General features: G+C 42.9%; 24 protein-coding genes and 1 pseudogene. 19 read left to right on the top strand and 6 right to left on the bottom strand.

Annotation, left to right across the window (positions count from 1 at the left end; all coding sequences use genetic code 11):
* Window positions 1–247: 247 nt before the first annotated feature.
* On the bottom strand, window positions 248–1,321 hold the full coding sequence (locus F9Y84_RS09010) for an SGNH/GDSL hydrolase family protein (RefSeq protein ID WP_147391241.1): 1,074 nt from the start codon (window positions 1,319–1,321) through the stop codon (window positions 248–250).
* 179 nt (window positions 1,322–1,500) lie between these two features.
* Here F9Y84_RS09010 and F9Y84_RS09005 point away from each other — a divergent pair, with 179 nt between their 5' ends.
* From F9Y84_RS09005 to F9Y84_RS08995, 3 genes are all read left to right on the top strand, one after another.
* The gene (locus F9Y84_RS09005) at window positions 1,501–1,680 is read left to right on the top strand and encodes a hypothetical protein (protein WP_128731997.1); all 180 of its coding nucleotides are present in this window, start codon (window positions 1,501–1,503) and stop codon (window positions 1,678–1,680) included.
* Between the two features lie 281 nt (window positions 1,681–1,961).
* Entirely contained in the window at window positions 1,962–2,783 is an 822-nt protein-coding gene (locus tag F9Y84_RS09000; RefSeq protein WP_147391240.1) for a hypothetical protein, read from the top strand.
* A 15-nt stretch (window positions 2,784–2,798) separates the two neighbouring features.
* Complete coding sequence (locus tag F9Y84_RS08995; RefSeq protein ID WP_147391239.1) at window positions 2,799–3,626, top strand: hypothetical protein; 828 nt, start codon at window positions 2,799–2,801, stop codon at window positions 3,624–3,626.
* 72 nt (window positions 3,627–3,698) lie between these two features.
* Here F9Y84_RS08995 and F9Y84_RS08990 read toward each other — a convergent pair whose 3' ends face one another.
* Complete coding sequence (locus F9Y84_RS08990; protein WP_147391238.1) at window positions 3,699–5,081, bottom strand: pyridoxal phosphate-dependent decarboxylase family protein; 1,383 nt, start codon at window positions 5,079–5,081, stop codon at window positions 3,699–3,701.
* A gap of 94 nt (window positions 5,082–5,175) precedes the next feature.
* Here F9Y84_RS08990 and F9Y84_RS08985 point away from each other — a divergent pair, with 94 nt between their 5' ends.
* The 4 genes and pseudogenes from F9Y84_RS08985 to F9Y84_RS08970 all read left to right on the top strand — a co-directional run bounded on the left by F9Y84_RS08985 (window position 5,176) and on the right by F9Y84_RS08970 (window position 8,939).
* On the top strand, window positions 5,176–6,558 hold the full coding sequence (locus tag F9Y84_RS08985; protein ID WP_147391237.1) for an aminotransferase-like domain-containing protein: 1,383 nt from the start codon (window positions 5,176–5,178) through the stop codon (window positions 6,556–6,558).
* Window positions 6,559–6,608: 50 nt separating this feature from the next.
* On the top strand, window positions 6,609–7,193 hold the full coding sequence (locus tag F9Y84_RS08980) for a nucleoside deaminase (RefSeq protein WP_147391236.1): 585 nt from the start codon (window positions 6,609–6,611) through the stop codon (window positions 7,191–7,193).
* Between the two features lie 141 nt (window positions 7,194–7,334).
* A complete protein-coding gene (locus tag F9Y84_RS08975) occupies window positions 7,335–8,099 on the top strand; it encodes a substrate-binding periplasmic protein (protein ID WP_211091580.1) in 765 nt (254 codons plus the stop codon).
* 245 nt (window positions 8,100–8,344) lie between these two features.
* Window positions 8,345–8,939 (top strand): annotated as a pseudogene (locus F9Y84_RS08970) (DUF998 domain-containing protein).
* Here F9Y84_RS08970 and F9Y84_RS08965 read toward each other — a convergent pair.
* A complete protein-coding gene (locus tag F9Y84_RS08965) occupies window positions 8,929–9,576 on the bottom strand; it encodes a tRNA (adenine(22)-N(1))-methyltransferase TrmK (RefSeq protein WP_147390550.1) in 648 nt (215 codons plus the stop codon). The pseudogene F9Y84_RS08970 and the gene F9Y84_RS08965 sit on opposite strands and share 11 nt — an antisense overlap.
* Before the next feature lie 206 nt (window positions 9,577–9,782).
* Here F9Y84_RS08965 and F9Y84_RS08960 point away from each other — a divergent pair, with 206 nt between their 5' ends.
* The 4 genes from F9Y84_RS08960 to F9Y84_RS08945 all read left to right on the top strand — a co-directional run bounded on the left by F9Y84_RS08960 (window position 9,783) and on the right by F9Y84_RS08945 (window position 15,033).
* The gene (locus F9Y84_RS08960) at window positions 9,783–10,628 is read left to right on the top strand and encodes a DUF417 family protein (RefSeq protein WP_128732004.1); all 846 of its coding nucleotides are present in this window, start codon (window positions 9,783–9,785) and stop codon (window positions 10,626–10,628) included.
* A gap of 397 nt (window positions 10,629–11,025) precedes the next feature.
* On the top strand, window positions 11,026–13,131 hold the full coding sequence (gene ovoA, locus F9Y84_RS08955; RefSeq protein ID WP_147390549.1) for a 5-histidylcysteine sulfoxide synthase: 2,106 nt from the start codon (window positions 11,026–11,028) through the stop codon (window positions 13,129–13,131).
* Window positions 13,132–13,249: 118 nt separating this feature from the next.
* On the top strand, window positions 13,250–14,359 hold the full coding sequence (locus tag F9Y84_RS08950) for an aminotransferase class I/II-fold pyridoxal phosphate-dependent enzyme (RefSeq protein ID WP_147390548.1): 1,110 nt from the start codon (window positions 13,250–13,252) through the stop codon (window positions 14,357–14,359).
* A 110-nt stretch (window positions 14,360–14,469) separates the two neighbouring features.
* Entirely contained in the window at window positions 14,470–15,033 is a 564-nt protein-coding gene (locus tag F9Y84_RS08945; protein WP_147390547.1) for a lipid-binding SYLF domain-containing protein, read from the top strand.
* A 167-nt stretch (window positions 15,034–15,200) separates the two neighbouring features.
* Here F9Y84_RS08945 and F9Y84_RS08940 read toward each other — a convergent pair whose 3' ends face one another.
* Window positions 15,201–16,406 carry a Bcr/CflA family multidrug efflux MFS transporter gene (locus tag F9Y84_RS08940; protein WP_147390546.1) on the bottom strand — a complete coding sequence of 402 codons (1,206 nt, stop codon included), beginning with the start codon at window positions 16,404–16,406 and terminating at the stop codon, window positions 15,201–15,203.
* A gap of 224 nt (window positions 16,407–16,630) precedes the next feature.
* Between F9Y84_RS08940 and F9Y84_RS08935 the strand changes: the two genes are divergently transcribed.
* Complete coding sequence (locus F9Y84_RS08935; protein WP_128731822.1) at window positions 16,631–17,428, top strand: M48 family metallopeptidase; 798 nt, start codon at window positions 16,631–16,633, stop codon at window positions 17,426–17,428.
* 48 nt (window positions 17,429–17,476) lie between these two features.
* Here F9Y84_RS08935 and F9Y84_RS08930 read toward each other — a convergent pair whose 3' ends face one another.
* Both F9Y84_RS08930 and F9Y84_RS08925 read right to left on the bottom strand, forming a co-directional pair.
* Window positions 17,477–17,983 (bottom strand): M48 metallopeptidase family protein, encoded by a 507-nt coding sequence (locus tag F9Y84_RS08930; RefSeq protein ID WP_147390545.1) that lies wholly within the window; start codon window positions 17,981–17,983, stop codon window positions 17,477–17,479.
* Entirely contained in the window at window positions 17,983–18,831 is an 849-nt protein-coding gene (locus tag F9Y84_RS08925) for a DUF72 domain-containing protein (protein ID WP_176032737.1), read from the bottom strand. Before F9Y84_RS08925 ends, F9Y84_RS08930 begins: the two co-directional genes overlap by 1 nt.
* Before the next feature lie 193 nt (window positions 18,832–19,024).
* Here F9Y84_RS08925 and aspS point away from each other — a divergent pair, with 193 nt between their 5' ends.
* The 7 genes from aspS to tolA all read left to right on the top strand — a co-directional run bounded on the left by aspS (window position 19,025) and on the right by tolA (window position 26,576).
* On the top strand, window positions 19,025–20,809 hold the full coding sequence (aspS, locus tag F9Y84_RS08920) for an aspartate--tRNA ligase (protein WP_128731819.1): 1,785 nt from the start codon (window positions 19,025–19,027) through the stop codon (window positions 20,807–20,809).
* Between the two features lie 122 nt (window positions 20,810–20,931).
* Entirely contained in the window at window positions 20,932–21,453 is a 522-nt protein-coding gene (ruvC, locus tag F9Y84_RS08915) for a crossover junction endodeoxyribonuclease RuvC (RefSeq protein WP_125254374.1), read from the top strand.
* A gap of 2 nt (window positions 21,454–21,455) precedes the next feature.
* Window positions 21,456–22,073 (top strand): Holliday junction branch migration protein RuvA, encoded by a 618-nt coding sequence (gene ruvA, locus F9Y84_RS08910; protein WP_125254373.1) that lies wholly within the window; start codon window positions 21,456–21,458, stop codon window positions 22,071–22,073.
* Window positions 22,074–22,075: 2 nt separating this feature from the next.
* Window positions 22,076–23,080 (top strand): Holliday junction branch migration DNA helicase RuvB, encoded by a 1,005-nt coding sequence (ruvB, locus tag F9Y84_RS08905; protein WP_125254372.1) that lies wholly within the window; start codon window positions 22,076–22,078, stop codon window positions 23,078–23,080.
* A 1,435-nt stretch (window positions 23,081–24,515) separates the two neighbouring features.
* Window positions 24,516–25,220, top strand: coding sequence for a protein TolQ (gene tolQ / locus F9Y84_RS08900; RefSeq protein WP_125254384.1), 705 nt, complete (start codon window positions 24,516–24,518; stop codon window positions 25,218–25,220).
* Window positions 25,207–25,635 (top strand): protein TolR, encoded by a 429-nt coding sequence (gene tolR / locus F9Y84_RS08895; RefSeq protein ID WP_099643373.1) that lies wholly within the window; start codon window positions 25,207–25,209, stop codon window positions 25,633–25,635. The genes tolQ and tolR overlap by 14 nt, the downstream gene beginning before the upstream one ends.
* On the top strand, window positions 25,635–26,576 hold the full coding sequence (gene tolA, locus F9Y84_RS08890) for a cell envelope integrity protein TolA (RefSeq protein ID WP_147390544.1): 942 nt from the start codon (window positions 25,635–25,637) through the stop codon (window positions 26,574–26,576). The genes tolR and tolA overlap by 1 nt, the downstream gene beginning before the upstream one ends.

Below are 26,576 nucleotides of genomic sequence, written 5' to 3'. Positions count from 1 at the left end.
AGTAAAAAATGGACAATGCCCATTCAAAACTGGCGTCAGGCGATGAGTCGATTTATCATCGAGTTCGAGGAACGCCTCGAAAGACATATTAACTAAGTGGCAGTTACACAGAATCTGTTACAGGGTCCGTCACTGCCCCTAGTGTTTCGGTGCAACGTCAACAATCAGTTAAAATACACCTTGATTAGTATCCCCTGATTTTGTCGCTGAACATTCAGTATTAACCAAATGAACAGTACCTTTTTAACTACATTAACCGCATTTGTTTAATAAAGGTGGTAAGGTCATCAGCTATGTTTTGATGCTCTGTGGCGGTTGGATGCCAAATACAACCCTCTAAAGGGGTATCAAAGACGTGACTAAACAACATAGACATATTTTGCTGCTTGAGTCTTGCTATTGCCTCATTCGTTGCTGGAATAATAAAGTTATACGGGTAGGCAGGGCGTGGCATATAAATAATGGGCACAGCAGGGTAGCGGGCTCGTAACTGTTTAGTAAATGCAACCATAGTGTCCACCCATTGTGTTTTAACCTCTGAGATATTCTCCCATGGCTCGTTAGGGATTGGATCGGTACTAAAGTCATTAGTACCCACTTCAATTACAATGAGTTGAGGAAATTTATCTTCAAAGCTGCTGTTATCAGTAAATACAGCAGACATTTTATCATAGTAGTGTGTCAGCGTATGATGAGGCTGGTTGCCTCCCCAATTTCGGATCAAACCTAGGCCAGAATATGAAACTTGGGTGAAACTTGCATTCAACTGCTGAGCACTTATATAGGGAAATGCGTGGCGCGCATTACTTAAGTCGACAATTTCACTCCATTCACATTGCCTTTGGGTAGATTCACTACCAAATCCAGCGCTAATTGAATCGCCAATAAACAAAATGTGAGGCTTAGCCGTTTGTATTGGTGTTAATCTTCCTTCTACGTCGACACTCACGATTTGTGCATTATTTGAATAGTTTTCCCAGCGTTTGACCAACTTAATGATAACGGTTTCTTCTGTGGTACTTTCAAAAAGCGTAAAAGTTTGAGTAGCGCCACTGGGATCCGTCAGTAATTTTTTCGAGAACTCTCCATTGATCAATACGTCAAATTGGTCGCCGAAACCCTTTAGTGCAATATGAAAAGCCCGGCCGGTCAACTTTGTGTGAAGCTGTGTGCCTGGCCAGTTAAAACTGACATGCCCATTTTCATAGTTTTTATTAACACGCCCTTCATAGTGAATAGCGTGGTGTGTTGCGCTGAGCGATGAGGCAACTGCGAGATTTAGGGATGCAATCGCAGCGACAGTCATTAAGGTTTTAAACATGTTGTATTCCTTGTGAAATTATTCGCCTATTACTGTAACTGCTTTGTGTTGGTTTTTGAGTGGTGAAGAGGTTGAATTTTATTCAACTGAGCTTGCTTTTTTGTACCTGAAATATGGTATAAATCCATCTGTTGTTGCAGGTCAGCTTGTATTGGCGCAGATCCGATAAGGAGTTTAGGATGTTAGGGGGAATATTACTCAATGTATTAGTGACACTGTTGATTGTCACATCATTGGCTTGGACACTTTTCCATTGGAAAGTCGTTTTACTGGGTGTACAAAAAATAGCAGTAATAGCTTTTATCAGCTGGGTCGAGCAGCGTGGTGGTTTATCATTTTTATCCACCCTGTATTATTAGTTGGCATTTGGTTTTTGGCGCTCAACTTAAGTATGTTGATCTTTTGCCTGATAATGGTGCATGGCGCGTTTGGACGTATTTTTGCTACCAATATTGACGCGCGTTAACGGCCATGTAACGCTACAAAATTGCACGAGTGATAAGTAATATTAAAAATATCATAGCGCTTGAAATACAGCTACACTAAGACCTATTGATGTTGTCAGCTTTTTGACAAAGCTGACTGCTCTCAAACACAATATAAAAATAACATCAGCCAAATCATGCTCTAAGGAACGATTATGCCAAACTCGCAACCCGGTACTGTACTAAGTAATGCACAAATAAGAGCGGCAGCCTTAACCACAACAAATACCAATGAAGTACCTGCTACCAAGCAGTTTGCCGTCAATGCTACCGGTAATTTATTTATCGCAAGCACGCTCAATAGCACAGCAGGTGGCAGTGTGTTGCCACAAGAGGCTGAAAGTGCCTTTGGTGAGGTGAGTGTGTTTTTTGCCGCACTCACTAAAGCCATGGCGCAGGCAGGAACTAGCTTGTATGACTATGATGCGCTGAATAAATTGGTGTCAAGCTCGGGGCTGTTTGTCAAAGTGACAGAGAGCAATATCGAGTTTGAAAGCAAGCAAAGCGGTGTAACTTTATCGGGTCAACTTATCCAAACCTTATTGGGGCTTAGTGGTAACCTTGCCTCTATCGGTAAGTCGTTGATGGATATGATAGCGGGTATGGGGCAGGCCTCGGTCAGTATTAGTGCAAACTCAGATAGTCAGGACAAAAAGGTCGGCACCATTATTTTTGTGTGTGAATATTTGCTTGGCGCTATTTCTATTTCACCAATTATTATCTCTGCGGATGCAAGTGATGTTAAATCTATTTGGCAAGCGGGTCCCTGTTTAAAAGGCGGTCATACAGAAATACAATTGACGCTCTGCAAGTCAGTCTATTTATTTGTGCCCCCCGCTTTTGTGAAACAGGCGGCGTCGTTGAATGAAGCAATGTCAGATCCTGAATTTAATAATCTGATTGAGTCTATGCGTAGCGTGATTGCGCCGCCTTCAAAAAGCGCTCCTGTGGACAACGCGGCTAAAAAGAACAACTAATTTTGGGAGAAAGCAATGTTCTCAAAATGGTTTAGTAAAACAGCGCCGCCGATACAGGCAACACAGCAACCAATTTACACGCCAATCACTAAACATTATGTGTTTAATGAAACGGGTAACATTATGTTGTGCGCAACGGCAGATAGCATTCAAAGCTTTGACGTCGACTTAAAGAGTGCGTTTGTTGATATTAGTGTGTTTTTTGCTGCCATGACAAAGGCGGTCACATCAACTATAAATCCAGTGACTGGGAAACCATTTTCGATATTTAACTATCAAGCGGTAAAAAATATCTTGGCCGGATCCGGTTTATTTATAGAGACAAACGTGGAAGAAGGAACCTTCAGCCATGATGGTGTGGGAAACTCTCTTGGTAAAGCTTTGTTCCAGCATATTTTGAATCGAGAGTTTTCTGAAAAACAATTACCCTTTGCGAAGTCGATGTTTAATGGCATGCAGTACCAAAGCACAAGGGCGGCAGAGCAATCTTCCATGTCTGAAGAGCAGAAAAAATTATGCCGCAGCGGCAGCATTTTTTTTATCGGTGAATTATTAATGGGGGTGCCGCAAACGTCGGCTATTTTGTTGAGCATTGAGCCACAAAGTGTTGCAGACACACCCTCTGACACGCAAAGTGACTGGCAGGATTTGTTTTCATTGGTTGGGCTAGATGAAACAAGGCATCAAGCAAAGCACATTGTACGCCACTGGAAATTTAAAAAACGTACTTACTTGTTTGTCCCACCTCAGTTTATTGCTCACGGTGTGGCAGGGCTTGGAGATCTAGCCAACGCTGATTTTGAAGAGTATAGCCGCACATTAGCACAGAGCATCTCTAAATAATCTGAGCAAAAAAACGAGAGTTAGCCCATTCCTTATCCAAACTTCAGGTTAAATAACCCGAAAAAATTGGTATTAAAGTGCTTTGATTATCTCAGTTAAGGCGCTTTTTGCTATATCTAAATCAACTTGCTCAGTTTGCCAATTGCTCAAGGCTGCGCGGATCACCTTTTGCCCTTGCCAGCTACCCGGGCTGACAAAAATGCGGCCATCTGCGTTAATTGCTTGGAGTAATCGTTTGGTGGCGCTATCGTCTTGACCCTTAGGTTTGAATAACACCACGTTGAGCTTGCCGTAGTACACCAATTCATAGTCAGGTGAGCATGCAAACCAGTCAGCAAGTTGCTGGGCTTGGTCGATATTCTTACCCACCCATTGGCGAATTCCCTGTTTACCGTAAGCAAGTAACGACATCCACACCGGCAGTGCTCTAAAGCGACGCGAGTTCTCGACTCCCATTGAAAAGAAATCAGGCTCACACTTTGAGGTGACTAAATAAGGTGCTGGCACGTCACAGCTGGCAACTAAATAGTCAAGATGGCGAGTTAAAAACACACCGCAGTCGTATGGGACATTGAGCCACTTATGGGCATCAAGGGTAATGCTGTCTGCCAGCTCAATCCCTTTAGTGCGTCCATTTGCGCCATTGATAATTCGCTCAAAAATACCAAAGGCGGCATCGACGTGGAGCCAAGCTTGATGTTTGTCGCATAAGGCGCGGATTTGTATTAAGTCATCAAAATCCGTTCCTGTCACGGTAGCGGCACTGGCGATCACAATCTTGCTTTTAGCTTGACTGTTGTCTAATGCTAATTCTAGTGCGCGGATGTCGGTGGCTTCATTATTTGGCTGGGTTTTTATACGAATAAGTTGATTGCGCCCAAGTCCTGCAAGGCCTAACGCTTTCAACATGCTGGCATGTGGAGTTGCGCAAAAGACGGCAACATCTAAACCAAACACACCATCTTCTGCGACATTAATACCTTGCTGGTGGCCTGCAAATTGCCTAGCGACAACTGCCCCTAAATAATTGGCAGCAGTTGCTCCTGTGGTAAAAAGGCCATCAAAACTTGAGGGTAGCTCAAATAACTCGGTTAACCAGCGAATGGTTTGCCTTTCAATATTCGTTGCAATTGAGCCATCACCTTTAGACACATTTTGGTCATAGGTCGAGACCAACCAATCGGCAAAAGTGGCAATTGGGGTTGCTCCACCTGTAACAAATCCCCAATATCGCGGTCCTGTACTGACACTTAGGTTCGGGACTATGTGCTCACTAAATTGTTTAACAAGTTGTTCAATTGTCATGCCGGAGTCACTCAGGCAGAGCTCAGGCGGCGCAATATTTTGTCCTGCGACGGGGCGATTTTTACTTGATTCAATAAATGCAGTGGCGAGTTCAGAAAATGCAGAGAGTAACTGCGGCAATTCATGCCATGCGTTTAATGCTGCTTTCATGTGTATCCTTTGTGTGAAACGGTTACTGGAATTTCAGTGTAACTTACGCAAAAATAAGGTACAGATACAAAAAGGTGAAAGTTAAGGGGTACAGATGGCGAGAAAGTTTATCGCTTTGAGTGAGCAGGTGATTACTGACATCAACAATGGTGTGCGTCAGCAGGGAGAAAAAATGACTTCACTTCGCACGTTTGCAAGTCAACATAAGGTGAGTATGAGTACCGCCATACGAACGTATGAAGAGTTACAGGATAAAGGTTTTTTGGTCGCGCAGGCCAAGTCTGGGTTCTATATATGCAAACCGAGTTACACAAGTAATCATATTGATTTTGCTCAATTTAATAGTGAAATCAAGCCACCCAAACGTATAGATGACAATGCTTCTCTCACCCTAAATACGATGCTGTCTACCGCACAGGTAACTCCGGAATTTATGCCAACTCAGCGGCTCACCAAATTCGTGAAACAGGCTTTTGACTCACCGCAACTTCACCACTTTCATTACCCAAATGCAAAAGGGCTTACGGCATTAAAAGACAGTATAGAAAACCATTTTAAGCAAAAAGGCCTGGCAATAAAATCAGAACAACTTGTCGTGACCAGTGGTTGTATTCAAGCTGTCATGGCTGCGCTCAAAGCGGTAACGGTGGCGGGGGATTGTGTGGTGGTATCATCTCCTTGCTATCAAGGTTTGTTGCAATTACTCGGTGCGTTGGGACTCAACGTGATTGAAATTCCGTCGACCCCTGAGGGACTAGATCTAGCAGAGCTTGAGCGTGTGGTGAAGGAGCTGCCTGTCTCTGCGTGCTTGATCACCGCAAATCATCAAAACCCAACTGGGCATAATCTATCTATTACACAGAAGAAATGGTTGGCACAGTTTGCCAGTGACAATCAGCTTGTCATTATAGAAGATGACGTGTTTGGTGAGCTTAGTCACAACCATACAATGCCATTGCCTATCAAGGCGTGGGACAAAGACGGTTATGTGATCTGGTGCAGCTCGGTATCGAAAACTTTAGCACCGGGTTTGCAGGTAGGGTGGTGTGAAGCTGGGCGTTACAAAAATCAAGTAAGTAGAGTGTTACAAGCATTCCATGGGATCCCGAATCCTTGCTTACAATTAGCGGTGTCACGTTTTATCGAAACCGGACATTATCAACGTCACTTGAGAGAGCTCAATCGAGTGCTTGCATCACAATGCCACGCGTATCGAGACTATCTGAAGTTACATTTACCGAGTACGTGCAAAATTTCATCGCCACGAGGCGGAATGGCGCTTTGGTTAAAATTGCCTAATATTGATTGTGAGCAACTGGTCGTATATATGGCAACACTCGGTGTGGAAATACGCCCTGGTAGCGCTTTTACTAGTCGAGATTTATACCAAGATCATCTTCGTATAAATTGTGGTTGGCCACTGGCGCAGGTAAGACCCTGGTTAGATAAGTTATGTGACTATGTCCTCCATAATTGAGCCAAATTACCGCGTTAGGATATGGCTAAAATTACAAGGAAAAAATACAGATGACACCATTACTTAATGCGAACTCAACTATCACGCAAGCAGTACTTAACGCAATTGCACATATGCCAACTCAAAGTCTTGGGGTATTAATCAATGATGAGTTTGCTCGTAAGTTTAAAGATAGTGATTTTATGCGTATAGCCGTGTTACTCGCACAAAAAAGCTATGATGAGGGGGGATGTCCAATTGGCGCTGTGATTGTTGACAACAATACGAATCAAATTGTTGGTAAAGGACACAACACCCTGGTGCAAGAGAGCCACCCCTACAATCATGGTGAAACCTCAGCGATTAGAGATGCAGGCCGTATGGACTTTAGCAAAACAACCTTGTTTACCAGCCTCAGTCCTTGTGATGTGTGTGCTACTTTACTCTATATGCGTGGCTTCCAACGTGTGGTAGTTGGAGATATTACTAACGCATCAGGCAATGAGCCATTATTAGAAAGTAAAGGCGTGCAGGTGGATATTCTCGAAGATCAGCAGGGGATTGAACTATATGGGCGGTTTCGTGCCGAAAAGCCAAATCAAGATCTAGAAGATTGGCAGGGAGTGGCTGCAGTAAAAAGCGCAAGTTGTGAGTAGTCGCTGATGTTAAAAAGGGACAGTGTGAAGGTGTTATGTTTTATGCTGGTTGGATGAGCAATGTTAGGGTTCACTCTAAATTGAATTACAAGGTGAATACAGGCACACTGATGATATGATTATTCAGCTTATAGAGATAAAATGACTCGGGTCGCATTATTGCTTATCGCGCTGTTTGTTTCGGCTCAATGTATAGCACAGAATCGTGCTGTGGTTCGTTTTGTGGCGGAAGATTTGCCTCCTTATCATTTTATTAACGCTGAAGGTAAAGCGGATGGTGGTTTAGTTGTCCTTGCTCAAGCACTTGCAGCACAGGCGAATTTAATTGCTGAAATAGAAATAATGCCGATGGCTAGAGTGCGTCATCAATTTGAAAGTCAGTCAAATGTAGCGCTGTTATCTTGGTTAAAAACCCCCACTCGTGAGATGCACTTTAGATTTTTGGGGACTATGTGCCATGCGTCTGCCTCGCTCATAGGACTAAAAAAGTCACCGACACTTATCCAAAACCTGGATGCCGCGAAACGCTACCGAACTGGCACAATTCGGGGCTATTATAGCGAGACATTTCTTAAACAACATGGTTTTACTGAAGGGTATGAATTAGTACTAGTATCGAATTATGAAAGCCTGTGGAACCTTTTGTTTAAAGGGCGAATTGATTTCGTCTTAACGAATACCCTAACGTTAGAAAAAGAGCTGAGCGCCTTAAAGTTGGATCCTTCAGCGATTGAGCATAAGCTTATCTTAGCGCAGTTTCCAAGTGAGCTGGCGCTTGCTGTAAATGCAAAGTTTCCAGATGACTTAGCAAAACGTTTGCAAGACTCGTTGGCAGAGCTTCGTCAAAATGGCCAACAGCAGGCTATCCTTGAAAAGTGGAAAATACGTTCAGTAATACCAATTTGACTTAATACTTGCTCAATTTGAAGGAGTAAATCTGACGCTAACAGCGTTAAAAATTTCTCATTTAGAACAACTAAATAGCAAAATTTTTGCCTAGTTATCGACAAGATTTTCTCGCCTCAAAATAGACCACTTAATTAAGCAAATTGGTATAAATTCGTATTAATCTTAAATATAAGAAGATTGTTTGTTCTTACACTTAGTACAGAATGGATGACGCGAGATGTTATGTTGCAGGGATAGATAAAGTGTATCAAGAATGGATGAGCTACTTAGGTGTGGTAGCAAGCGTATGGTTTTTTGCTGGTGTATACCTAGCTGCCAAGCGTTACCCTGATTATAGTCATTGTTAATCAATTTTGTAGTGAACTAGGGGCCTGTGGTAGTCCAACACAGGACTTATCACCAAGAGTTAATAATTATCCACTAGCTTTGATATTTTGCGGTTTTGGTTTTTATGTGATCTCACATCCACAGGGCAATTGGGCACTTGACAGCATCGGCGTATTAATTATGTGCCACGGTATAGCAACAGCGGTAGCGGGGGTTTTTCCGATGGACGCTGATCCATATACAACAACTCCAAGTCAGGCATGTAATATTCATTCATGGGCTGGGGTTGTCATGTTGCTAAGTTTACTTATTGCACCATTGTTGGTGTGGTTTGTAACCCTGCTTGAAAAAGGCTTTGCGTGGTTTTCTACGGCGTGTGTACTGATGTGCATTGGTTTTAGCTTCAAGTTGGCAAAAGCCTACAAGCTAAAGCGCGGCGTAGGCTTGTATCAGCGCCTCAGTTACGGTGCTCAATTAGTGTGGTTAAGTGCGTTAGCCGTTATATTTTAACTTTCTGGTACGCCGCTAAAACAGCCTGCGCTTCAGGTTTACCTTTTGCGACGCGGGTATAGTGAGTTTGGACTTTTGCTAAATAGCGTGCTGATAGTTCCCCTTGCTGCCAAATTGCATCACCTAGAGTAGTAATCATGCTGCCCGTTTTATACGTGCTCAGGTAAAGCACTTCGTAGATCCGGTTATTCTCTTCCACAAGGCGCTCTTCTACCACATTTAAGTTTAGGGTTTGTAGCGTGTTTCTCAGTGTATATTGGTGGTGCACTGGACAGAGTAAAAAATCAACATGATTATCGTAATTGGCACAAATATCCCGCATCAAGTTAGCCGTTAAATCGCCACCAACGCCTGCGATAATAACCAATTGCCTACCGTGATGTTGGGCGAGTGGTAGCTTGGCAACATCGAGAGCGTATAGGCTATAGCGTGAGACTTGAGTGTCAAAAAAACGCTGTAAGTTGCTTTTTACTTTGTCAATGAGTTCAGGCACTACATCTACGAAGTGGATATGTGCTTCACTCGAGAGCAAAAACTGTGCACCTAATTGACCATGGTCGCAGCAGCAATCCCAAATATGTTGATAGTCTTTATCGACAATATCGTGCAGAGCTTGTAAACGTTTTCCTAACTTCAAATGCGTACCTATTCATTGCGAGAATAATGATGTTCAGTATTATACCGACTTGCTTAATAAAGTGTTCGACTTTGAGTAAGAACCTTTTGATTTATATCGGTGCACAGCTCAATTCAAGCGCGGTATAGCCATCATCTATATAAAAAAGTGAATGAACTTTTTTATATCTAAGGTCTAGTATGCAATAGCAGATGAAGAGGTTGGATATGTATTCCAAAACAGTTGATTATTCCGTTGCAAGCTTATTGGTGGTGAGCTTAGTGTTGCTTGGTATTTCATTTTTATTTGGTGCTGGTGCCAATTCGGTATCGAGTGCATTTGATTTTTATGGTCTCACCGATGTCATGCCTATATCTAACCTAGGGATGTTATCTGGCGTTGTATTAATGGTAACTAGTGGTTTTGTGGTGTTGCACCAAAGCAAGAGCATCGCAGCGCCTCTGCCACTGGCCGCGATAGCAGTTGTGTGCTTGTTCACTTTAGTCACTTTGTTTGCTGATAATCGTTGGATAGCTGCACATGGTGGGTTCCCAGTTATTGGCTCAGGGCAGGGAGTCATAAAATATTTTGCTCTCTTACCTATTGCTCTTTTTCTTTATTGTCGCCATCAGCTGAGTAAAAAGACGTTAATTTGGTGGAACTATTTCCCAGTCGCTTTGGTATTATTTTGGATTGGTGGAATGAAGTTCCTTGAGCTTGAAGCCAAAGCCATTGTTCCCTTAGTTGAAACTTCACCTTTTATGTCTTGGATGTATGAGTTATTTACCGTTCAAGAAGCTTCAAATGTAATCGGTATATACGACCTCTTGATGGCGATACTGTTGGGAATTGGTATTTGGTTTAATTATCGGCCACTGCTTATCGTCGCTTGGCTTGGTTGTATCGCGGTGTTTGTGATGACACAGACCTTTCTATTTACAGCGATGGGGGCATTGAGTGACACGAGCTTACTGACGGGACTTGGGCAGTTTGTGATCAAAGATCTGTGGTTTATTGCAAATATGCTCATTATTGCTTATCTCACCTTCGATCACCGTCAAAATGAACAGTAAGGTGTGACAGCGATTCATCGTTTGGATGTTGTAAAGAAGTGGTTTAGACGGCCACTTTTTTACTTTCTAGGGGAGCTGTTGGGCACAAGTGCGGTTGTGTTAATTTTTTTATAAAAATAAGCCCGTCGGCAGTGAAAATTAAATGTGAATAAGTTAAGGTCATAAAAAGTTTATTTGTGTGGTCTAAGCTTCATGGACGTACGTATAGACCTCATTCATCGAGCTTAACCATCGCTGAGTGCTGTGTAGCTGGCGTACAACATAGCGAAAATCCAAACTATATGGGTGTGCTATGTATTAGCGACACTGTGCGGTGAGAGGTTATCGGTAAAAGATTAAGAGCTGCATGCAGCGACATTGTGTGTACCTGGTTAGCAAGTTTAAAGAAGATTATTTTATGGAAAGACCAAATACATTAAAGCCGATCTGGCTTTCGGGTGATGATGTGGCGAAGAAGCGCGCACAAATTAAGGCGTACTTCAACAATAGCTGGCAACAATACGAATCCTTATTTAGCAATATCAACAATGACGACGCGTACTTTGTAAAAGCGGAAAGGTTAAGGCACCCACTAATTTTTTATTTTGGTCACACAGCTTGTTTTTACATCAATAAATTGATGTTAGGAAAATACATAAATCAGCGCCTTAATCCGCATATTGAGTCTACTTGTGCTGTTGGTGTAGATGAAATGTCTTGGGACGACCTTGATAGTAATAACTATGATTGGCCAAGTGTTGATGAAGTGAGAGCTTATCGGCAGCAGGTTAATACGTTGATTAATACACTTATCGATTCAATGGATATCAGTTTACCTATCACACAAGACAGCCTTGCTTGGGTGATTTTAATGGGAATTGAACATGAGCGTATTCACCTTGAAACTTCTTCTGTAATAATCCGCATGTTACCGCTAGCTGATTTAACACTCCAGCCCGGTTGGAGTGCGTGTGACGAGCATGGCGATGCGCCGGAAAATGCTTTGGTTCCTGTGGCGGGAACCGATATTCGCCTAGGCAAGCCTGAGTCAAACCAAACGTACGGGTGGGACAACGAATATGGCGTACAAGACGTTAACGTCGCGCCTTTCAAAGCCAGTAAATACTTGGTTTCGAATCAAGAGTTTTTAGCATTTGTTGAAGCCGGTGGTTACAAAAGCCCAGAGTTTTGGACTGACGAGGGCAAAAAGTGGTTGGCGTCAACAAAATCAACAATGCCACGTTTTTGGCTTTCAAAAGAAGGGAGCTATTGGCAGCGTAACTTGGCACAAGAGATCCCGCTTCCGCTCAATTGGCCGGTAGAGGTAAATTATCTTGAAGCCAAAGCATTTTGTAATTGGAAATCAGCTCAAAACGAAGCTCATATACGTTTGCCAACAGAAGCTGAGTGGCAGGTACTTCGTGACAAGTTAGATACCGATCTGCCTACATGGAGCGAAGCGCCTGGCAATATCAACCTTGAAGTGAGTGCTTCAAGTTGCCCAGTTAACCGTTTTGAAACGGCAGGTTTATTCGACATTATTGGTAATGTCTGGCAATGGACTGAAAGTCCGATTGATGCGTTTACCGGTTTCAAAGTGCACCCTTTGTATGATGACTTTTCGACTCCCACTTTTGACGGTAAACACAATTTGATCAAAGGTGGTTCGTGGATCTCAACGGGTAACGAAGCGGTTCGTGATTCTCGCTATGCGTTTAGACGGCACTTCTTCCAGCATGCAGGATTTAGATACATTGAAAGTGACAGTCCAGACGTACCGGTGCAAAAAGTGAACTTATGCGAAATGGACGTGGATGTAGCCAATGACTTACTAAGCCACTACGGTAAACCGGTTATGAATTTTGACAACCCGTTGCAAAGCGTTGTGTCGCACTTAATGAAACACTATCAAGGTCAAACAAATAAAGCACTTGATCTTGGGTGTTCTGTTGGCCGTGCGAGTTTTGAGCTTGCTCAATATTTTAGTCAAGTAGATGGTATTGATTTCACAGCTCGTAATATCCAGCATGCGTTAGCATTAAAAGACGGGACGCCAGTGCGCTTTGCCACAGAAATTGAGGGTGAAATAGTTGACTTTCATGAGGTGTCTACAAAGCAGCTAGGCTTTAACGAACTGAGCGAGCGTATTCATTTTTGTCAGGGAGATGGCCACAACCTTAAGCCACAATTTGCAGATTATGATTTGATTTTGTGTCATCGCTTAGTGGAATACTTATACTCACCTAAAACCTTTTTAAATCAAATTAAATCGCGTTTAAATTCAGGTGGTATTTTGGCTATCAGCTCAGCCTATCAGTGGGACAAATCGTTGACTGAATCAGAAAATTGGCTTGGCGGTTATAAGGTGAGTGGCGAAAATGTCACAGGGCGTGATGGCTTAGAGATTTTGCTAGGCCGAGATTTTGAGTTAGTTGCGCAAGATGAAGTCATGTCTGCCTTTGCTAAAAATGCTCGCAAAGTGGAGCTAGAGCGTTGCCAGCTGACGTTATGGCGACTGAAATAATTAGCGCTAGGCTGGCTTTGAGTCTGCCATTCGCTGTCTAGTGCCGAGCTTAAATGGCAAAGTACGTCAATAAAACATACCAGCCGCTGTGCTGGTATGTTACTTATTAGGTTGAATAATGGAACTAGTATTACCCGAACACATCAAGTTTGGTCAAAGTCTTACAGCGCCTGTTGATATTAATTTAAGCGATTCTTGTGCCCAAGGCGTGGCACTTAACACGCTTGTAGAATTGGCAGGTGAAGCTTGGTTTGAGCGTGAGCTTAGTTATAGCCCAATGGCGGGCAGCGACATGCTGCGGGCTGCGATTAAAGCCTATCATTTGCAACCACAGGTAGTGTTAAGCCAAGAGCAGATAGTCACATTTAGTGGCGCGCAGGAGGCTATCTTTACGGTGATGGCGCAACTGCTAAGTCCGCAAGATGAAGTATTGGTCTTTACGCCAAGTTATCCATCACTGGCAAAATTACCCACTCAATTTGACGCCGTAGTTAAATCCATCCCTTTACAAGCTAATAACCAGTGGCAATTTGATATCGAGCGACTTAAGCGTGAGGCAAACGCTAAAACCAAATTGATTATCATCAATGCGCCCCATAACCCCACTGGCGCTACCTTGTCTGATAAGGATGTGGAGGAAATTAAAAGGCTTGCACAGCACTTTGATGCTTATATCTTAAGTGATGAGGTATCAGCACAACGTGCAGATGATGCACGTATTGCAAGCGGTCGCTTCGCTGATTACGCAAAGTCAATTACCTTGGGTGTGTTATCTAAAAGCTTAGGGTTACCAGGAGTTCGGGTTGGTTGGGCAATATGTGGTAACAAAGCGCTTGCCGATCTCCTGTTGGCAGGTAAAAGCTACTTGAGCATTTGTGGCAGTCAAGTAGACGATATGCTGGCTTCAACCGCATTAAATCATAGCGACATTATCTTAAAAGAAAATGCCAAAATAATGGCTCGCAACGAAGCGGCAATGTGTGAATTTGTTCGTCAACATTCGCACAAAGTGAGCTGGGTAGCTCCCCAAGGTGGTGTGCTCTCGTTACTACAAATTCACTCAGTTAAAGATGCTAAGAGCTGGTCTCGGCAATTTGCAGAAGCGACAAGCACGCTACTGCTGCCTGCAAACTTATTTGTGATGAACAGTGAATGTCATTTTCGTTTAGGCATCGGCAAGCAAAGCTTTATTGAAGGATTAACTCGCCTCGAGTCATACCTACAATAATACTTGCTCATCATCACAAGCTATCCAGACAATATAGTATTAATCCCGCATTCAAACTGATTGACTATGATAGAAGGTAGAACGAAAAATACTACCGGAAGGAAAAAGTGATGATCAACGTTAAATCTGTGATGATGGGCTGCTTTGCTATGTTGCTCAGTGCCTGTGCGTCTATGGGAGATGGTGACACAGCACAAAAGCAACGCGCAATCTTGGATATGAAAAATGAAGTACTGACTCAACTCTACAGTACAAAGCCAGATACACGCGCCCAGATAGCCGCAGCACCGGGATACGCGGTTTTTTCCAATGCCAATGTCAATTTGTTATTTGTATCAGCTGGAACGGGTTATGGTGTTGTACATGATAACACTGCTGGACAAAATACTTATATGAACATGGCCGAAGGGGGCGTAGGTCTCGGAGTGGGCGTTAAGGACTATCGTATAGCCATGGTTTTTCATAGCAAAGCGGCAATGGATAAGTTTGTGACTTCTGGGTGGACCTTTGGTGGCAACGCAGATGCTGCGGCAAAAGCTGCTAACAAGGGGCGTTCGGTAGAAGGCGAGGCGTATTATGGCGATGTCACTGTGTATACCTTTACACAAAGCGGCTTGGCCTTACAAGCAACAGTAAAAGGTACCAAATTCTGGAAAGATAAGGAACTGAACTAATACCAATTAGACTTAATACTTGCTCGCTTTGAAGGAGTAAATCTGACGCTAACAGGACGCTGAAGCGGTGTCATCGACAAGGTTTTCTCGCCTCAAAATCGACCAATTAATTAAGAAAATTGGTATAACTTTAAAAGAAGCCCCGAATAGTGACGGGGCTTTTCTTTTTATTCGGCGACGTTTTCACGCTTGAGCCGTTTTTCAAAACGTCGAGTGAGCAATTGGCAGACGATGATCAATACAATAGCTGCAAACATAAAGCTAGAAAACGGTAAAGGTGACTCAGGAGTCGCTAGTGCAAGGAGCGGGCCGACCAACGCGCCGCTACCAAACCTCAGCGTTCCAATTACAGCCGTTGCCGTGCCTGTTTGATGTTCAAATTGCAATAGTATTAACGCATCAGCATTACTGGCAATAATGCCAAGACTCATCATCAATGGTGCTATTGCAGAGGCTAGCACCCATACTGACACTGACTGACTACTCAATATGACCAAAAGTGTGGAAAAGATAACGCCAATTGTCAGGCCTATATTGAGCATTTTTCTTGAGCCTAATCTTGGAACTAAGCGCGTATTCGCGAAGTTACCCAACATAAGGGCGATTACATTCATAGCAAATAGCACACCGAACAATTGCTCTGTGATACCGTAGTATTCAAGGTAAATAAATGAAACTGAAGTTAAAAAACAAAAGAATGCGAATGAGGCCAACATCGAAGACAGAATGTCGTAGCGTGCCTTTTTTTCTGTCAGAACTATACGATAGTTTTTCAGGAAAAATGACAAGCTAAGCGGTACGCCAGCTTTGGTTGGAATTGCAATACAAAAAAACTGTAAGACAACAACTACCAAAACTGCATATAGTGCTAAAAACCAAAAAATAGCATGCCAATCAAAGTACAGCAAAATCACAGCACCCAAAGACGGAGCAACAAGTGGTGCGATCATCATAATCATCGAGACATAGGACATTCCCTTGGCGGTGTGCTCTTTGTAGTAGTATCGTATTACACCCGGCACAACCACCGTTGCAGCAGCACCACAAAATGCTTGAACGACACGTAAGAGGCAAAACATATCGATGTCATTGGTTAATGCGAGCCCGACAGACGCTGCGGTAAATCCAGCCAATCCGAATATTGCCAAGGTGTGCCTAGAAAACTTGTCAGCAAGTGGACCAAATACCATCATGCCGACTGCATAGCCTGCCAAGTAGCTACTGAGAGAGACTTGTACTTGCTCAAGCGGGCTATTCAAGCTATCAGCAATCGCAAGCATCGCAGGGAGATAAAGGTCGATAGCCAAGGGTGTAATTGCAACAATACTAGCCAATAACGGTAATAGAATTGCAGGGAGTGTTGATGACTTCATATGTTGGTATTGTTACCTTATTGCTCTAATAAAAATATACTCATCAGATGAACTTAAAATGATGAAGAAGCCGTACACGCTAAAGCAGTACGATTAAAAATGCTGTTCTGATAAGCCGTTGTTCATGAAAAATTTTTTATATTGTACTAAGTTAGTCTCGTTAAGTGACGAAATTGCGGTAAACTTAGAACACTTTGGTTGTAAAATAAGAAAAGGAACAAGTTATGAAAAAACTGGTTCTCGCGATCGCGGTTGCAGCAACGCTGGTTGGCTGTAAAACATCGCCTACTGGACGTACTCAGTTAGCACTATACTCAGAACAACAAATGGACCAAATGGGTGTTGCAAGCTTTGAGCAGATGAAACAGGAGCAAAAGGTTGACCTGAGCGCAAATACTAATCGCTACGTCAAGTGTATTGCAAATGCTTTAATAGCGCAACTGCCAACGCACTATGCAAATCAGCAATGGGAAGTGGTGGTATTTGAGGATGACTCTGCGAACGCATTTGCGCTGCCTGGGGGCAAAATTGGCGTACATACTGGCATTCTAAATGTAGCTGAAAACCAAGATCAATTGGCGGCGGTGATGGGTCACGAGGTCGGTCACGTTATTGCAGAACACGCAAATGAGCGAGTGTCTCAAAGCAGTATTTTGCAATTAGGGCTTCAAGCAGGTGCCGCTGTGCTTGAAATGAATAACGTCGAATACCGAAATGCGATTTTACAGGGGTTGGGCTTGGGGGCGCAATATGGTGTTGCGTTACCGTTTAGTCGCTCACATGAGAGTGAGGCAGATGTTATAGGTCTGGACTTGATGGCTAAGGCCGGTTTTAACCCAGAAGGTTCTGTTGCGCTTTGGCAAAACATGGCCAAAATGAGTGAGCAGCGCCCACCAGAGTTTATGTCTACACACCCCGCGCCAGAAAACCGCATAAAGCAGCTTGAGGCAAATATGGTCACTGCTAAGGCAACCGCGAATAAGGCCAGAGCTAGTGGCTTTACTCCAAGCTGTAAACGCTAGCTATCCTCAGCACTTATCGAGCTTATAAATGCACCAATTGCAGTTTAGTTAAATGTAATTGGTGTTACCTTCAGTTTCACACATTAATATAAACAGCCGTAATTCTAGCTCGAGCTGATGGTAGCTTGGTTCCATGTGCTGGCAAAGCTTATAAAATGCTTTGTTGTGATCCTTCTCTTTAAAGTGTGCTAGCTCGTGAACAACTAGCGCCCGCAATATCGCTTCAGGTGAGTACTTTAGCTGAGCCGCTATGTGTATTTGGTGTGAAGTTTTGTGTTTGTGACCGTGTCGTGTGGTTTTAAAAGTATGTGTTCCTAAGGTATTAACTACCATGTTGTGGCGTTTCTCAAATTTAGCTTGCGAAACCCTTGGAGTATTTTTTAAGTACTGTTGTCTTAACCCTTCGACATATTCGTAAAGCAACTTATCGTTTTTTATTTGATGTGGTTCTGGGTAACGGCTTTTGAAAAAAGTACCTAATTTCTTGTGCTCAATTAGTTGAGTTACTTGAGCTTGAACTTCTTCAGAGTAGTGTAAAAAATAGGGATGGGGCATTAAAACAGCGCCTCTTGCTTTGCTTCTTTTTCAGCGGGGAATGGATTGCTTACTTGGTGCTGCATATTCAAGTCAGCGATAAATTGTCTTGCTAAAAATGGTGCATCAAAATTATCAGCGGTATGAAAAAATACATAAGGTGATTTACCTTCGTTGAGCCACTGAGTAAGCTTTACTAACCAAGGTTGGTAAAACTCTCGATTTGACTCAAGTTTGGAGCAGCCAACAAAGCGCAGGACTGGGTTGTTCCCTGTGGCAATTGCGTGCACAGGTAATCGTGGCTTTTTTTGCTGTGCATCTATAATCGCAGGGGTACTGGCAGGCTCGCTAAAGAGTGCGCGAGTATCCATTACGATTCGGTTGTAATTATTTTCAATTAAATATTGGTTGTATCTGCGCTCAGCATCGCCCTTGCGATAAAAATCCCAATGCCGTACTTCAACACCAACAGTTAGCGATTTGGGTAGCCAAGACAAAAATTGTCGTATTTTATTTATCTGCTCTGGCGAAAACTGCGCGGGTAATTGCAGCATTAACATACCGATTTTAGGAAATAGTGGTGCCATTGTATTACACCAAGCAAGTAATTCATCTTGGCAGTGGCTAAGTGCCATTTCGTGACTAAATCGCTTTGGGATCTTAAACGTAAAACGAAAATCATCAGGTACTTGCTCAAGCCATTTTAGTACTGTTTGTGGGTTAGGATCGGCATAAAAAGTAGTATTCCCTTCAACACTATTAAACACTTGACCATACTCTTTGAGCATATTTGTGGCATTGCAGTGCGTGCTAAAAACGCGACCCTTCCAATGTGTGCTGCTCCATTGTGGACAACCCAGATACAACATATCAAATAAAATACCAATTAAATGTGCCAATAGTGTATCAGATCTTAGATTGAGGATGACAATGCAGCGTATTTTTATATAATTGTCGGTTATTGAAAACGAGTCTTAGCGACTGCCTTACCAATAGTGTGAATTCATATTGTGTGGTGAGAAATGATTAGTCGTAAGAGCAAACTGGACTGACAGGAATTTTATGCGCTCTATATACTGCGGAAAACTAAATAAGAGCCATGTAGATCAGGAAGTTGAACTATGTGGTTGGATCAATAAACGTCGTGACCTTGGCGGCCTAATCTTTGTTGACTTAAGAGACAGAGAAGGACTTGTGCAAGTGGTATTCGATCCAGAAGTGGAAGGCTTAATGGATAAAGCGAATACGTTGCGCCAAGAGTTCTGTGTTCAGATCAAAGGGGTTGTCCGTGCGCGTCCTGAAAGCCAAGTGAATAAAGACATGGCGACAGGTGAAGTTGAAATACTCGGTACGGGTCTGACGATCATCAATCGTTCAGAGCCTTTACCGCTTGATTTTAACCAACAAAACTCTGAAGAGCGTCGTCTTAAATATCGCTACTTAGACCTACGTCGTCTTGAAATGAGCGACCGCATCAAAATGCGTGCAAAAGCTAGTAGTTTCGTTCGTCGCTTCTTAGATGAAAACGAATTTTTAGATATCGAAACACCAGTACTGACAAAAGCAACACCTGAAGGCGCACGTGATTACTTAGTGCCTAGCCGTGTGCATAAAGGCAGCTTTTACGCGTTGCCTCAGTCACCGCAGCTATTTAAGCAGTTGTTGATGATGTCTGGTTTTGATCGTTACTACCAAATCGTTAAGTGTTTCCGTGACGAAGATTTGCGTGCAGACCGCCAGCCAGAATTCACTCAGATCGATATCGAAACGTCATTCATGAGTTCAGACCAAGTACGTGGCGTTACAGAGAAGATGGTTCGCGAAATGTGGCAATCTTTCTTAGACGTTGACTTAGGCGAGTTTCCAGTGATGCCTTACAGCGAAGCGATGAGTAAATATGGTTCAGATAAACCAGATTTACGTAATCCACTTGAACTGATCGATGTCGCTGACATTGTAAAAGATGTTGAGTTTAAAGTACTAAGTGGCCCTGCAAATGACGAAAAAGGTCGTGTAGCTGTGCTATCCGTACCTGGTGGGGCACAACTTTCTCGTAAGCAAATTGATGAGTACACTAAATTTGTAGGCATCTATGGCGCTAAAGGCTTAGCATGGATGAAAGTGAACGACCGTGATGCTGGTATCGAAGGCGTACAGTCGCCAATTGCTAAGTTCTTGAACGAAGAAGTGATCAATGCACTGCTTGAGCGCACAGGCGCAAACACAGGTGACATTATTCTATTTGGCGCAGACAAGCGTAATACTGTAAACGAAGCCATGGGCGCGCTACGCCTTAAGATTGGTCTTGATTTAGAAATTACAGACTTATCAAAGTGGGCACCACTTTGGGTTGTTGACTTCCCTATGTTTGAAGAAGACGACGAAGGTAACTTACACGCTGTGCACCATCCATTTACAGCACCGAAAGGCGTCAGTGCGGCAGAGCTTGAAGCAAACCCAGCAGGTACGCTTTCTGATGCTTATGATATGGTACTTAATGGCTATGAAGTTGGTGGCGGTTCGGTTCGTATCCACAACAATGAAATGCAGCAGGCAGCCTTTAGAATTTTAGGTATTGAAGAAGCTGAGCAGCAAGAGAAGTTTGGCTTCTTATTGGATGCACTAAAATATGGTACTCCACCACATGCCGGCCTTGCGTTTGGTCTTGATCGTTTGGTGATGTTACTGTGTGGCACAGATAATATTCGTGATGTGATTGCATTCCCGAAAACAACTCAGGCATCATGTTTGATGACTGATGCGCCAAGCCCTGCCAACCCAGATGCACTTAAAGAGCTTGCTATTTCAGTTGAAAAGCAGCTTGCCGAGCAAAATGCAGACGAATAACATTTCAGCACAAATATAAACAGGCGACTAAGGTCGCCTTTTTTGATCTTATGTACTAGCTTATAACTGGTAATCTATACAGTATTTTGGCATTATAACCAAAAAACAAAGAGACAATGCTTTTGGCTGTCATTTTAGGAATTGATCCGGGTTCACGATTTACTGGATATGGCGTGATTGCTCACCAGGGCGCAAAGTTCCAATATTTGGGAAGCGGCTGCATCAAAGTGGGTGAACATGAATTCCCCATCCGCTTAAAAATGATCTATCAAGGGATCACCCAACTGATAGAGCAGTTTTCGCCTAGTGATTTTGCAATTGAACAAGTGTTTGTTGCACACAACCCAAGCTCTGCGCTAAAGCTTGGTCAAGCCCGAGGAGCGGCCATCGTGGCAGCGACAATGCAGTCGGTTAATGTCAGCGAGTATTCTGCAAGGCAAATTAAACAAGCGGTTGCAGGGACAGGTGGCGCAGATAAAAACCAAGTACAAGAGATGGTTAAGCGCATTCTAAAGCTGCCAGGCACGCCTCAAGCTGACGCCGCTGATGCCTTAGCTGTAGCAATTTGTCATGCCCACTCAAGGCAAAATTTAATAAAGATGGCCGGAGCCGCACGTAAAACAGTAAGAGGAAGGTTAAGATAACTATGATTGGAAAGTTAAGCGGTACACTGTTAGAAAAACAGCCTCCAGAAATACTAATCGACGTTGCAGGTGTTGGGTACGAAGTGCAAATGCCAATGACCTGCTTTTACGAGCTACCAAATGTGGGAGAAGCAGTCTCGGTGTTTACCCATTTTGTCGTTCGTGAAGACGCACAATTGTTATTTGGTTTTAATAGTAAGATAGCACGAGCGCTGTTTAGAACCTTAATTAAAGCAAATGGCGTAGGACCCAAACTTGGGCTTGCGATTTTATCGGGCATGTCGGCAGAGCAATTCGTTAGTTGTGTTAATCAAGGTGATGCGACAACTTTGGTTAAAATTCCAGGTGTTGGTAAGAAGACCGCTGAGCGTTTAGTACTTGAGATGAAAGACAAGTTAAAAGACTTTGGCAATGACTTGCTCACACCATTTAGTGATGCTGCTGTACTTGCTCCGCAAGAAAACCCAACGGTAAGCGACACCCCGTCAGATGAAGCGATTGCGGCATTAATGGCATTAGGGTATAAACAAGTTCAAGCACAAAAAGCGGTAAAAGCCGTGAACAAAGAAGGCATGACGACAGAGAGTATCATCAAAGATGCTCTTAAATCGATGATGTAACTATGATTGAAGCAGATAGATTAATTGAGCCTGAGATCCAAGGTAATGAAGACGTAGTAGATAGGGCGATTAGGCCTAAATTACTAAACGATTATACCGGTCAGCCGCATGTTAAAAAGCAAATGGAAATCTTTATTGCAGCAGCGCGCTCAAGGCAAGAAGCGTTAGACCACTTACTGATTTTTGGCCCGCCAGGTTTAGGGAAAACGACGCTTGCGAACATTGTTGCAAACGAGCTTGAGGTCAATATTAAAACTACCTCTGGGCCGGTGCTTGAAAAGGCAGGTGATCTTGCTGCGTTACTGACTAACCTTGAAGAAGGTGATGTGTTATTTATTGATGAGATCCATCGTTTAAGCCCTCAGGTGGAAGAAATTCTTTATCCTGCGATGGAAGATTACCAATTGGACATCATGATAGGAGAAGGTCCAGCTGCACGTTCAATTAAACTGGATTTACCGCCTTTTACTCTAGTAGGGGCTACGACACGCGCTGGTTCTTTGACCTCACCATTGAGAGACCGTTTTGGCATTGTACAGCGTTTAGAGTTTTACTCGGTTGCAGACTTATCTTCGATTGTTACTCGCTCAGCGTATCACTTAAATCTAGAGATCACCGAATCTGGTGCGACAGAAGTTGCTCGTCGTGCGCGAGGTACACCACGGATCGCAAATCGTTTATTGCGTCGAGTCAGAGACTTTGCTGAAGTAAAAGGGGATGGCTCTATCACTGAAGAGATTGCCCACTTAGCACTGGATATGGTTGATGTTGATAAATGCGGATTTGATTATATGGATCGCAAATATCTGCTGGCAATCATTGAAAAGTTTACCGGTGGCCCGGTGGGGCTCGATAACCTCGCGGCGGCAATCGGAGAAGAAAAAGAGACCATCGAAGATGTCATTGAACCATTTTTGATCCAACAAGGTTTTATTCAACGTACGCCAAGAGGGCGTATTGTTTCAGATAAAGCGTATTTGCATTTTGATTTGTCTAAGCCTGAGTAATTTAGCTTTGGGCTAAGCAGATATCTTGACATAATGAGGTGAAGGAACGGCGATGTTTCTCACCTGTTATTCCCTCGCAAATAGCGAACCTGCACTCAGTAATTCTTTATTCAAGCCCTAAGTTATTTATGCATTACTTTACGTGGCCGTTTTCTCTCTAACATGAATAGCCGCGCAAATCCCCTATCATTTCAAAGCGTAAGCTCAGGCTATTCATTTCCTGACAATTCAAGCAAGGTTCATGACGACATGGTTAATCTAATTCAGCAATATAGATTAACCCAAATTTGTTTTAATGCTAGCTCGATATGACGGAGAAAGATTAATACCACCGACATTAAAATTTGCTATGTGAAACAACTAAATAACCTGAGCTGCGGATAATTAATGCCTTTCTAGCATCCAGTTTTAGCGCTAACTGCTAGCTATTGGTGCGTAAATTCGCCTTGCCTACAGGATGTAGGTACTTTAGCGAGAGCAGGACGCGGGAGTGGTGTTTTCCCTAAAACTCTCTGGCTAGATAAGGAAAAAACTAAGTTGTGATTTAGCAACAATGAGTTGGAGCATTCCTTATCCAGACCTCAGGTTAAATCGTAAACCTTTTGTCTTACCTAGATTGGCTGGTACGTTGATGATAGCAGGGCATATGAGTGGGTTATCAACAAGGTTTTCTCGCCTCAAAATAGATCACTTAATTAAGATAATTGGTATTAGAATTGAGCTCTGAATTTTTGGCAAAAAAAAGCCCGCACATAAATGCGGGCAAAACAACAAGTTGAAGGAAGTAATCCAGGGAACAGATGATCAACTTTGGGTTTTATCCGCAAAGTGTTCCATCTAAGCAATACGAAAAATCAGAATCCTATTGCAAGTAACTGTGCTTGCTGAAACTTCAGCTGCTCGCTCAGTACAGGGTGTATATTAAAGAGGTTTTGACTTTTCATCAAACTAGAAAAATTCTTTTTTCGGATTAAAAAAACTAATCCTGCTGTTTTTCATTAGTACGAAATTCAACCGTATGATCAGAGTTTAATTTTTTTAAGTGTTTGTAATATATAGGTTTGTTATATATTCATACAAAGTGTGAATATTAGATAATTTGTTGTTAACTGGTAAGACCAATCTGTTTTTTGAGGTTTTATTCTATATTTGTGCATAAAAGCAGTGTTTTATGCAGTTTTTAATCATATTTACAACCAGTAGGTCAGGGAGCTAAAACCATAGAAAAAGTATGAAATAGAAGGACAGTAAGGATTTGAGTTATTTATCGTCAAATACAATGAATTCGCAGTATTGAGATTGTAAGGTATTTACAGTGTGGTTAAACTAGCTGAACCTTTTGGTAGTAGTTCTAGTCTATCACTAGATGCAGCCTCTAAGCGCTCAATAATATAAATGGCTACCATCGCCGAAACACTTTTGGGAGTATAATAACGTGGAATCGGGACTAAATTTTGTCGATTTAATTTTAAAAGCCAGTTTTTTAGTACAACTTGTGATGTTGACTCTGGTTGGTCTATCAATTGCTTCTTGGGCAATTATCTTTCAGCGCAAAACCATTATTTCGCAAGCCCAAAGCCAGTCAAAGAATTTCGAGCAAAAGTTTTGGTCAGGTATGGATCTAAGTAAGCTCTATAATGAAATCACCGCAAGAGCTGGAACAGCTTCTGGGTTAGAGGCGCTATTTGTGTCGGGCTTCAAAGAATTTGCAAAGCATAAAAAAGGCAATATCCAATCGCCTTCAATTGTGCTGGAGGGCACTCACAGGTCAATGCGAGTTGCGCTTTCCCGAGAGGTTGAAAAGCTAGAGTCCAGCCTTTCTTTTCTTGCAACAGTCGGTTCAATAAGCCCGTATATTGGCTTGTTTGGTACTGTGTGGGGAATTATGAACGCTTTTATTGCCTTGGGCGAAGTCAAACAAGCCACGCTGCAAATGGTTGCTCCGGGTATCGCTGAGGCGCTGATTGCAACGGCAATGGGCTTATTTGCCGCAATTCCGGCTGTGATGGCTTATAACCGCTTTGCGAAAAATGTTGAAAAGTTAGAAAACCAATACATCAACTTTATGGAAGAGTTTGCCAATATTCTTTATCGTCAAGCAGCAACACAAGTAGAGGCTAAGCAAAATGTATCAGCGTAAGAAGCGCCGTCCCGTAGCGGAAATTAACGTCGTTCCTTATATAGATGTCATGTTGGTGTTGTTGATCATTTTTATGGCTACAGCGCCGCTGATCCAGCACGGCGTAAAAGTAGATCTTCCTCAAATGGAGGAATCTGAATTAGTTGAAACTAAGGACTCGCCTCCTATTATTGCGACGATTGATGCCGAAGGCCGCTACTTTGTTACAGTGGGTACTGATCCTGAAGCACCAATGGATGCTGTAGAAGTTGCTGCAGTTATTAAGCTTAAGCTCGAACAAAACCCCGATACTCCAGTAATGATAAAAGGCTCAGGAAAAGTGTCTTATCAAGAAGTACTTTATCTGATGGACTTTTTGAAAAAGGCGGGAGTGCCTTCTGTTGGGTTAATGACGAAATCGTTTGAGGATGAGTAATGAGTTCATTATCTAGCAGCGTAGTTAAGTCAGTCTTGCTTCATGGTGCAATTGGTGGGTTGCTTCTTGCTACTGCAAATTTTCATATGGATACGCCGACAGTGATGGAAGTGACGCTAAACCCGCAACAGGAAGACAAACAACCTGAGCGAGTGGTGTCTGCTGTTTCTGTCGATCAGCAAGCTGTCGAAAAGAAAATTTCGGATCTAAAAAAGCGTGAGGCAGATAAAAAGGCCGCAGAGGAACGGCGTATTCGTGATTTAGAGCAGCGTGCACAGCAAGCTAGAAAAGACAGAGAAGCAGAAGCTCGCCGTATTAAAAAGCTAGAGCAAGAGCGCCAAGCAAAGCTTGAAGAAAAGCGTCGTGCAGAAGCTCAGGCCAAGCGTGCAAGAGAGATAGAGAAAAAGCAACGTGAGCAAGCCGATAAAGCCAGAGCAGAAAAAGCTGCCGCAGAGGAAGCAGCCAAAAAAGCTGCCGCGCAACGTAAAGCAGAAGAAGATAGGCTGAAAAAGGCAGAGGAAGCACGCAAACGTCGTGAAGCTGAAGAGAAGCGAAAAGCTGAAGAAGCAGAGCGCAAGCGTCAAAAAGCACTCGAAGAGCAAATGTTACGAGAGCAACTAGCAAAAGAGCAAGCAGCAAGAGCTAAAATTCGTCAGCAGCAAGTGTTGAGCGAAGTAGATAAGTATAAAGCCCTTATTATGCAGCGTATTCAAGCTAATCTTCTGATTGATGAGACAATGAAGGGTAAGCAATGTCGTGTTAACATTCGACTAGCTTTCAATGGCTTGGTGACCCATGTTGAATCACTCGGCGGAGACAGACTGGTTTGTGAAGCCGCAATACGAGCGGTGAAAATGGCTGACACTTTACCTGTTTCAAAAGAAAAAGACGTATTTGAACAGCTTAAAAATATCAATTTAACAATCAAACCTAATTTATAA

Origin of the sequence: Pseudoalteromonas peptidolytica, from assembly GCF_012641745.1 — a bacterium.
Lineage (GTDB): Bacteria > Pseudomonadota > Gammaproteobacteria > Enterobacterales > Alteromonadaceae > Pseudoalteromonas > Pseudoalteromonas peptidolytica.
Note: the sequence above shows the minus strand (reverse complement) of the source record. Positions and strands in the feature narration are given on the sequence as shown.

Bases quoted from the DNA above. Each gene is read 5' to 3' on its own strand.
- aspS (WP_128731819.1), top strand. From the start codon at position 19,025: ATGCGCTCTATATACTGCGGAAAACTAAATAAGAGCCATGTAGATCAG.
- F9Y84_RS08935 (WP_128731822.1), top strand. From the start codon at position 16,631: ATGAAAAAACTGGTTCTCGCGATCGCGGTTGCAGCAACGCTGGTTGGC.
- F9Y84_RS08980 (WP_147391236.1), top strand. From the start codon at position 6,609: ATGACACCATTACTTAATGCGAACTCAACTATCACGCAAGCAGTACTT.
- tolR (WP_099643373.1), top strand. From the start codon at position 25,207: ATGTATCAGCGTAAGAAGCGCCGTCCCGTAGCGGAAATTAACGTCGTT.
- F9Y84_RS08975 (WP_211091580.1), top strand. From the start codon at position 7,335: ATGACTCGGGTCGCATTATTGCTTATCGCGCTGTTTGTTTCGGCTCAA.
- F9Y84_RS08995 (WP_147391239.1), top strand. From the start codon at position 2,799: ATGTTCTCAAAATGGTTTAGTAAAACAGCGCCGCCGATACAGGCAACA.
- F9Y84_RS09000 (WP_147391240.1), top strand. From the start codon at position 1,962: ATGCCAAACTCGCAACCCGGTACTGTACTAAGTAATGCACAAATAAGA.
- F9Y84_RS08930 (WP_147390545.1), bottom strand. From the start codon at position 17,983: ATGCCCCATCCCTATTTTTTACACTACTCTGAAGAAGTTCAAGCTCAA.
- ruvA (WP_125254373.1), top strand. From the start codon at position 21,456: ATGATTGGAAAGTTAAGCGGTACACTGTTAGAAAAACAGCCTCCAGAA.
- tolA (WP_147390544.1), top strand. From the start codon at position 25,635: ATGAGTTCATTATCTAGCAGCGTAGTTAAGTCAGTCTTGCTTCATGGT.
- F9Y84_RS08950 (WP_147390548.1), top strand. From the start codon at position 13,250: ATGGAACTAGTATTACCCGAACACATCAAGTTTGGTCAAAGTCTTACA.
- F9Y84_RS08945 (WP_147390547.1), top strand. From the start codon at position 14,470: ATGATCAACGTTAAATCTGTGATGATGGGCTGCTTTGCTATGTTGCTC.
- ruvB (WP_125254372.1), top strand. From the start codon at position 22,076: ATGATTGAAGCAGATAGATTAATTGAGCCTGAGATCCAAGGTAATGAA.
- F9Y84_RS08925 (WP_176032737.1), bottom strand. From the start codon at position 18,831: ATGTTGTATCTGGGTTGTCCACAATGGAGCAGCACACATTGGAAGGGT.
- F9Y84_RS08990 (WP_147391238.1), bottom strand. From the start codon at position 5,081: ATGAAAGCAGCATTAAACGCATGGCATGAATTGCCGCAGTTACTCTCT.
- F9Y84_RS08985 (WP_147391237.1), top strand. From the start codon at position 5,176: ATGGCGAGAAAGTTTATCGCTTTGAGTGAGCAGGTGATTACTGACATC.
- F9Y84_RS08940 (WP_147390546.1), bottom strand. From the start codon at position 16,406: ATGAAGTCATCAACACTCCCTGCAATTCTATTACCGTTATTGGCTAGT.
- F9Y84_RS08960 (WP_128732004.1), top strand. From the start codon at position 9,783: ATGTATTCCAAAACAGTTGATTATTCCGTTGCAAGCTTATTGGTGGTG.
- ovoA (WP_147390549.1), top strand. From the start codon at position 11,026: ATGGAAAGACCAAATACATTAAAGCCGATCTGGCTTTCGGGTGATGAT.
- F9Y84_RS09010 (WP_147391241.1), bottom strand. From the start codon at position 1,321: ATGTTTAAAACCTTAATGACTGTCGCTGCGATTGCATCCCTAAATCTC.
- F9Y84_RS09005 (WP_128731997.1), top strand. From the start codon at position 1,501: ATGTTAGGGGGAATATTACTCAATGTATTAGTGACACTGTTGATTGTC.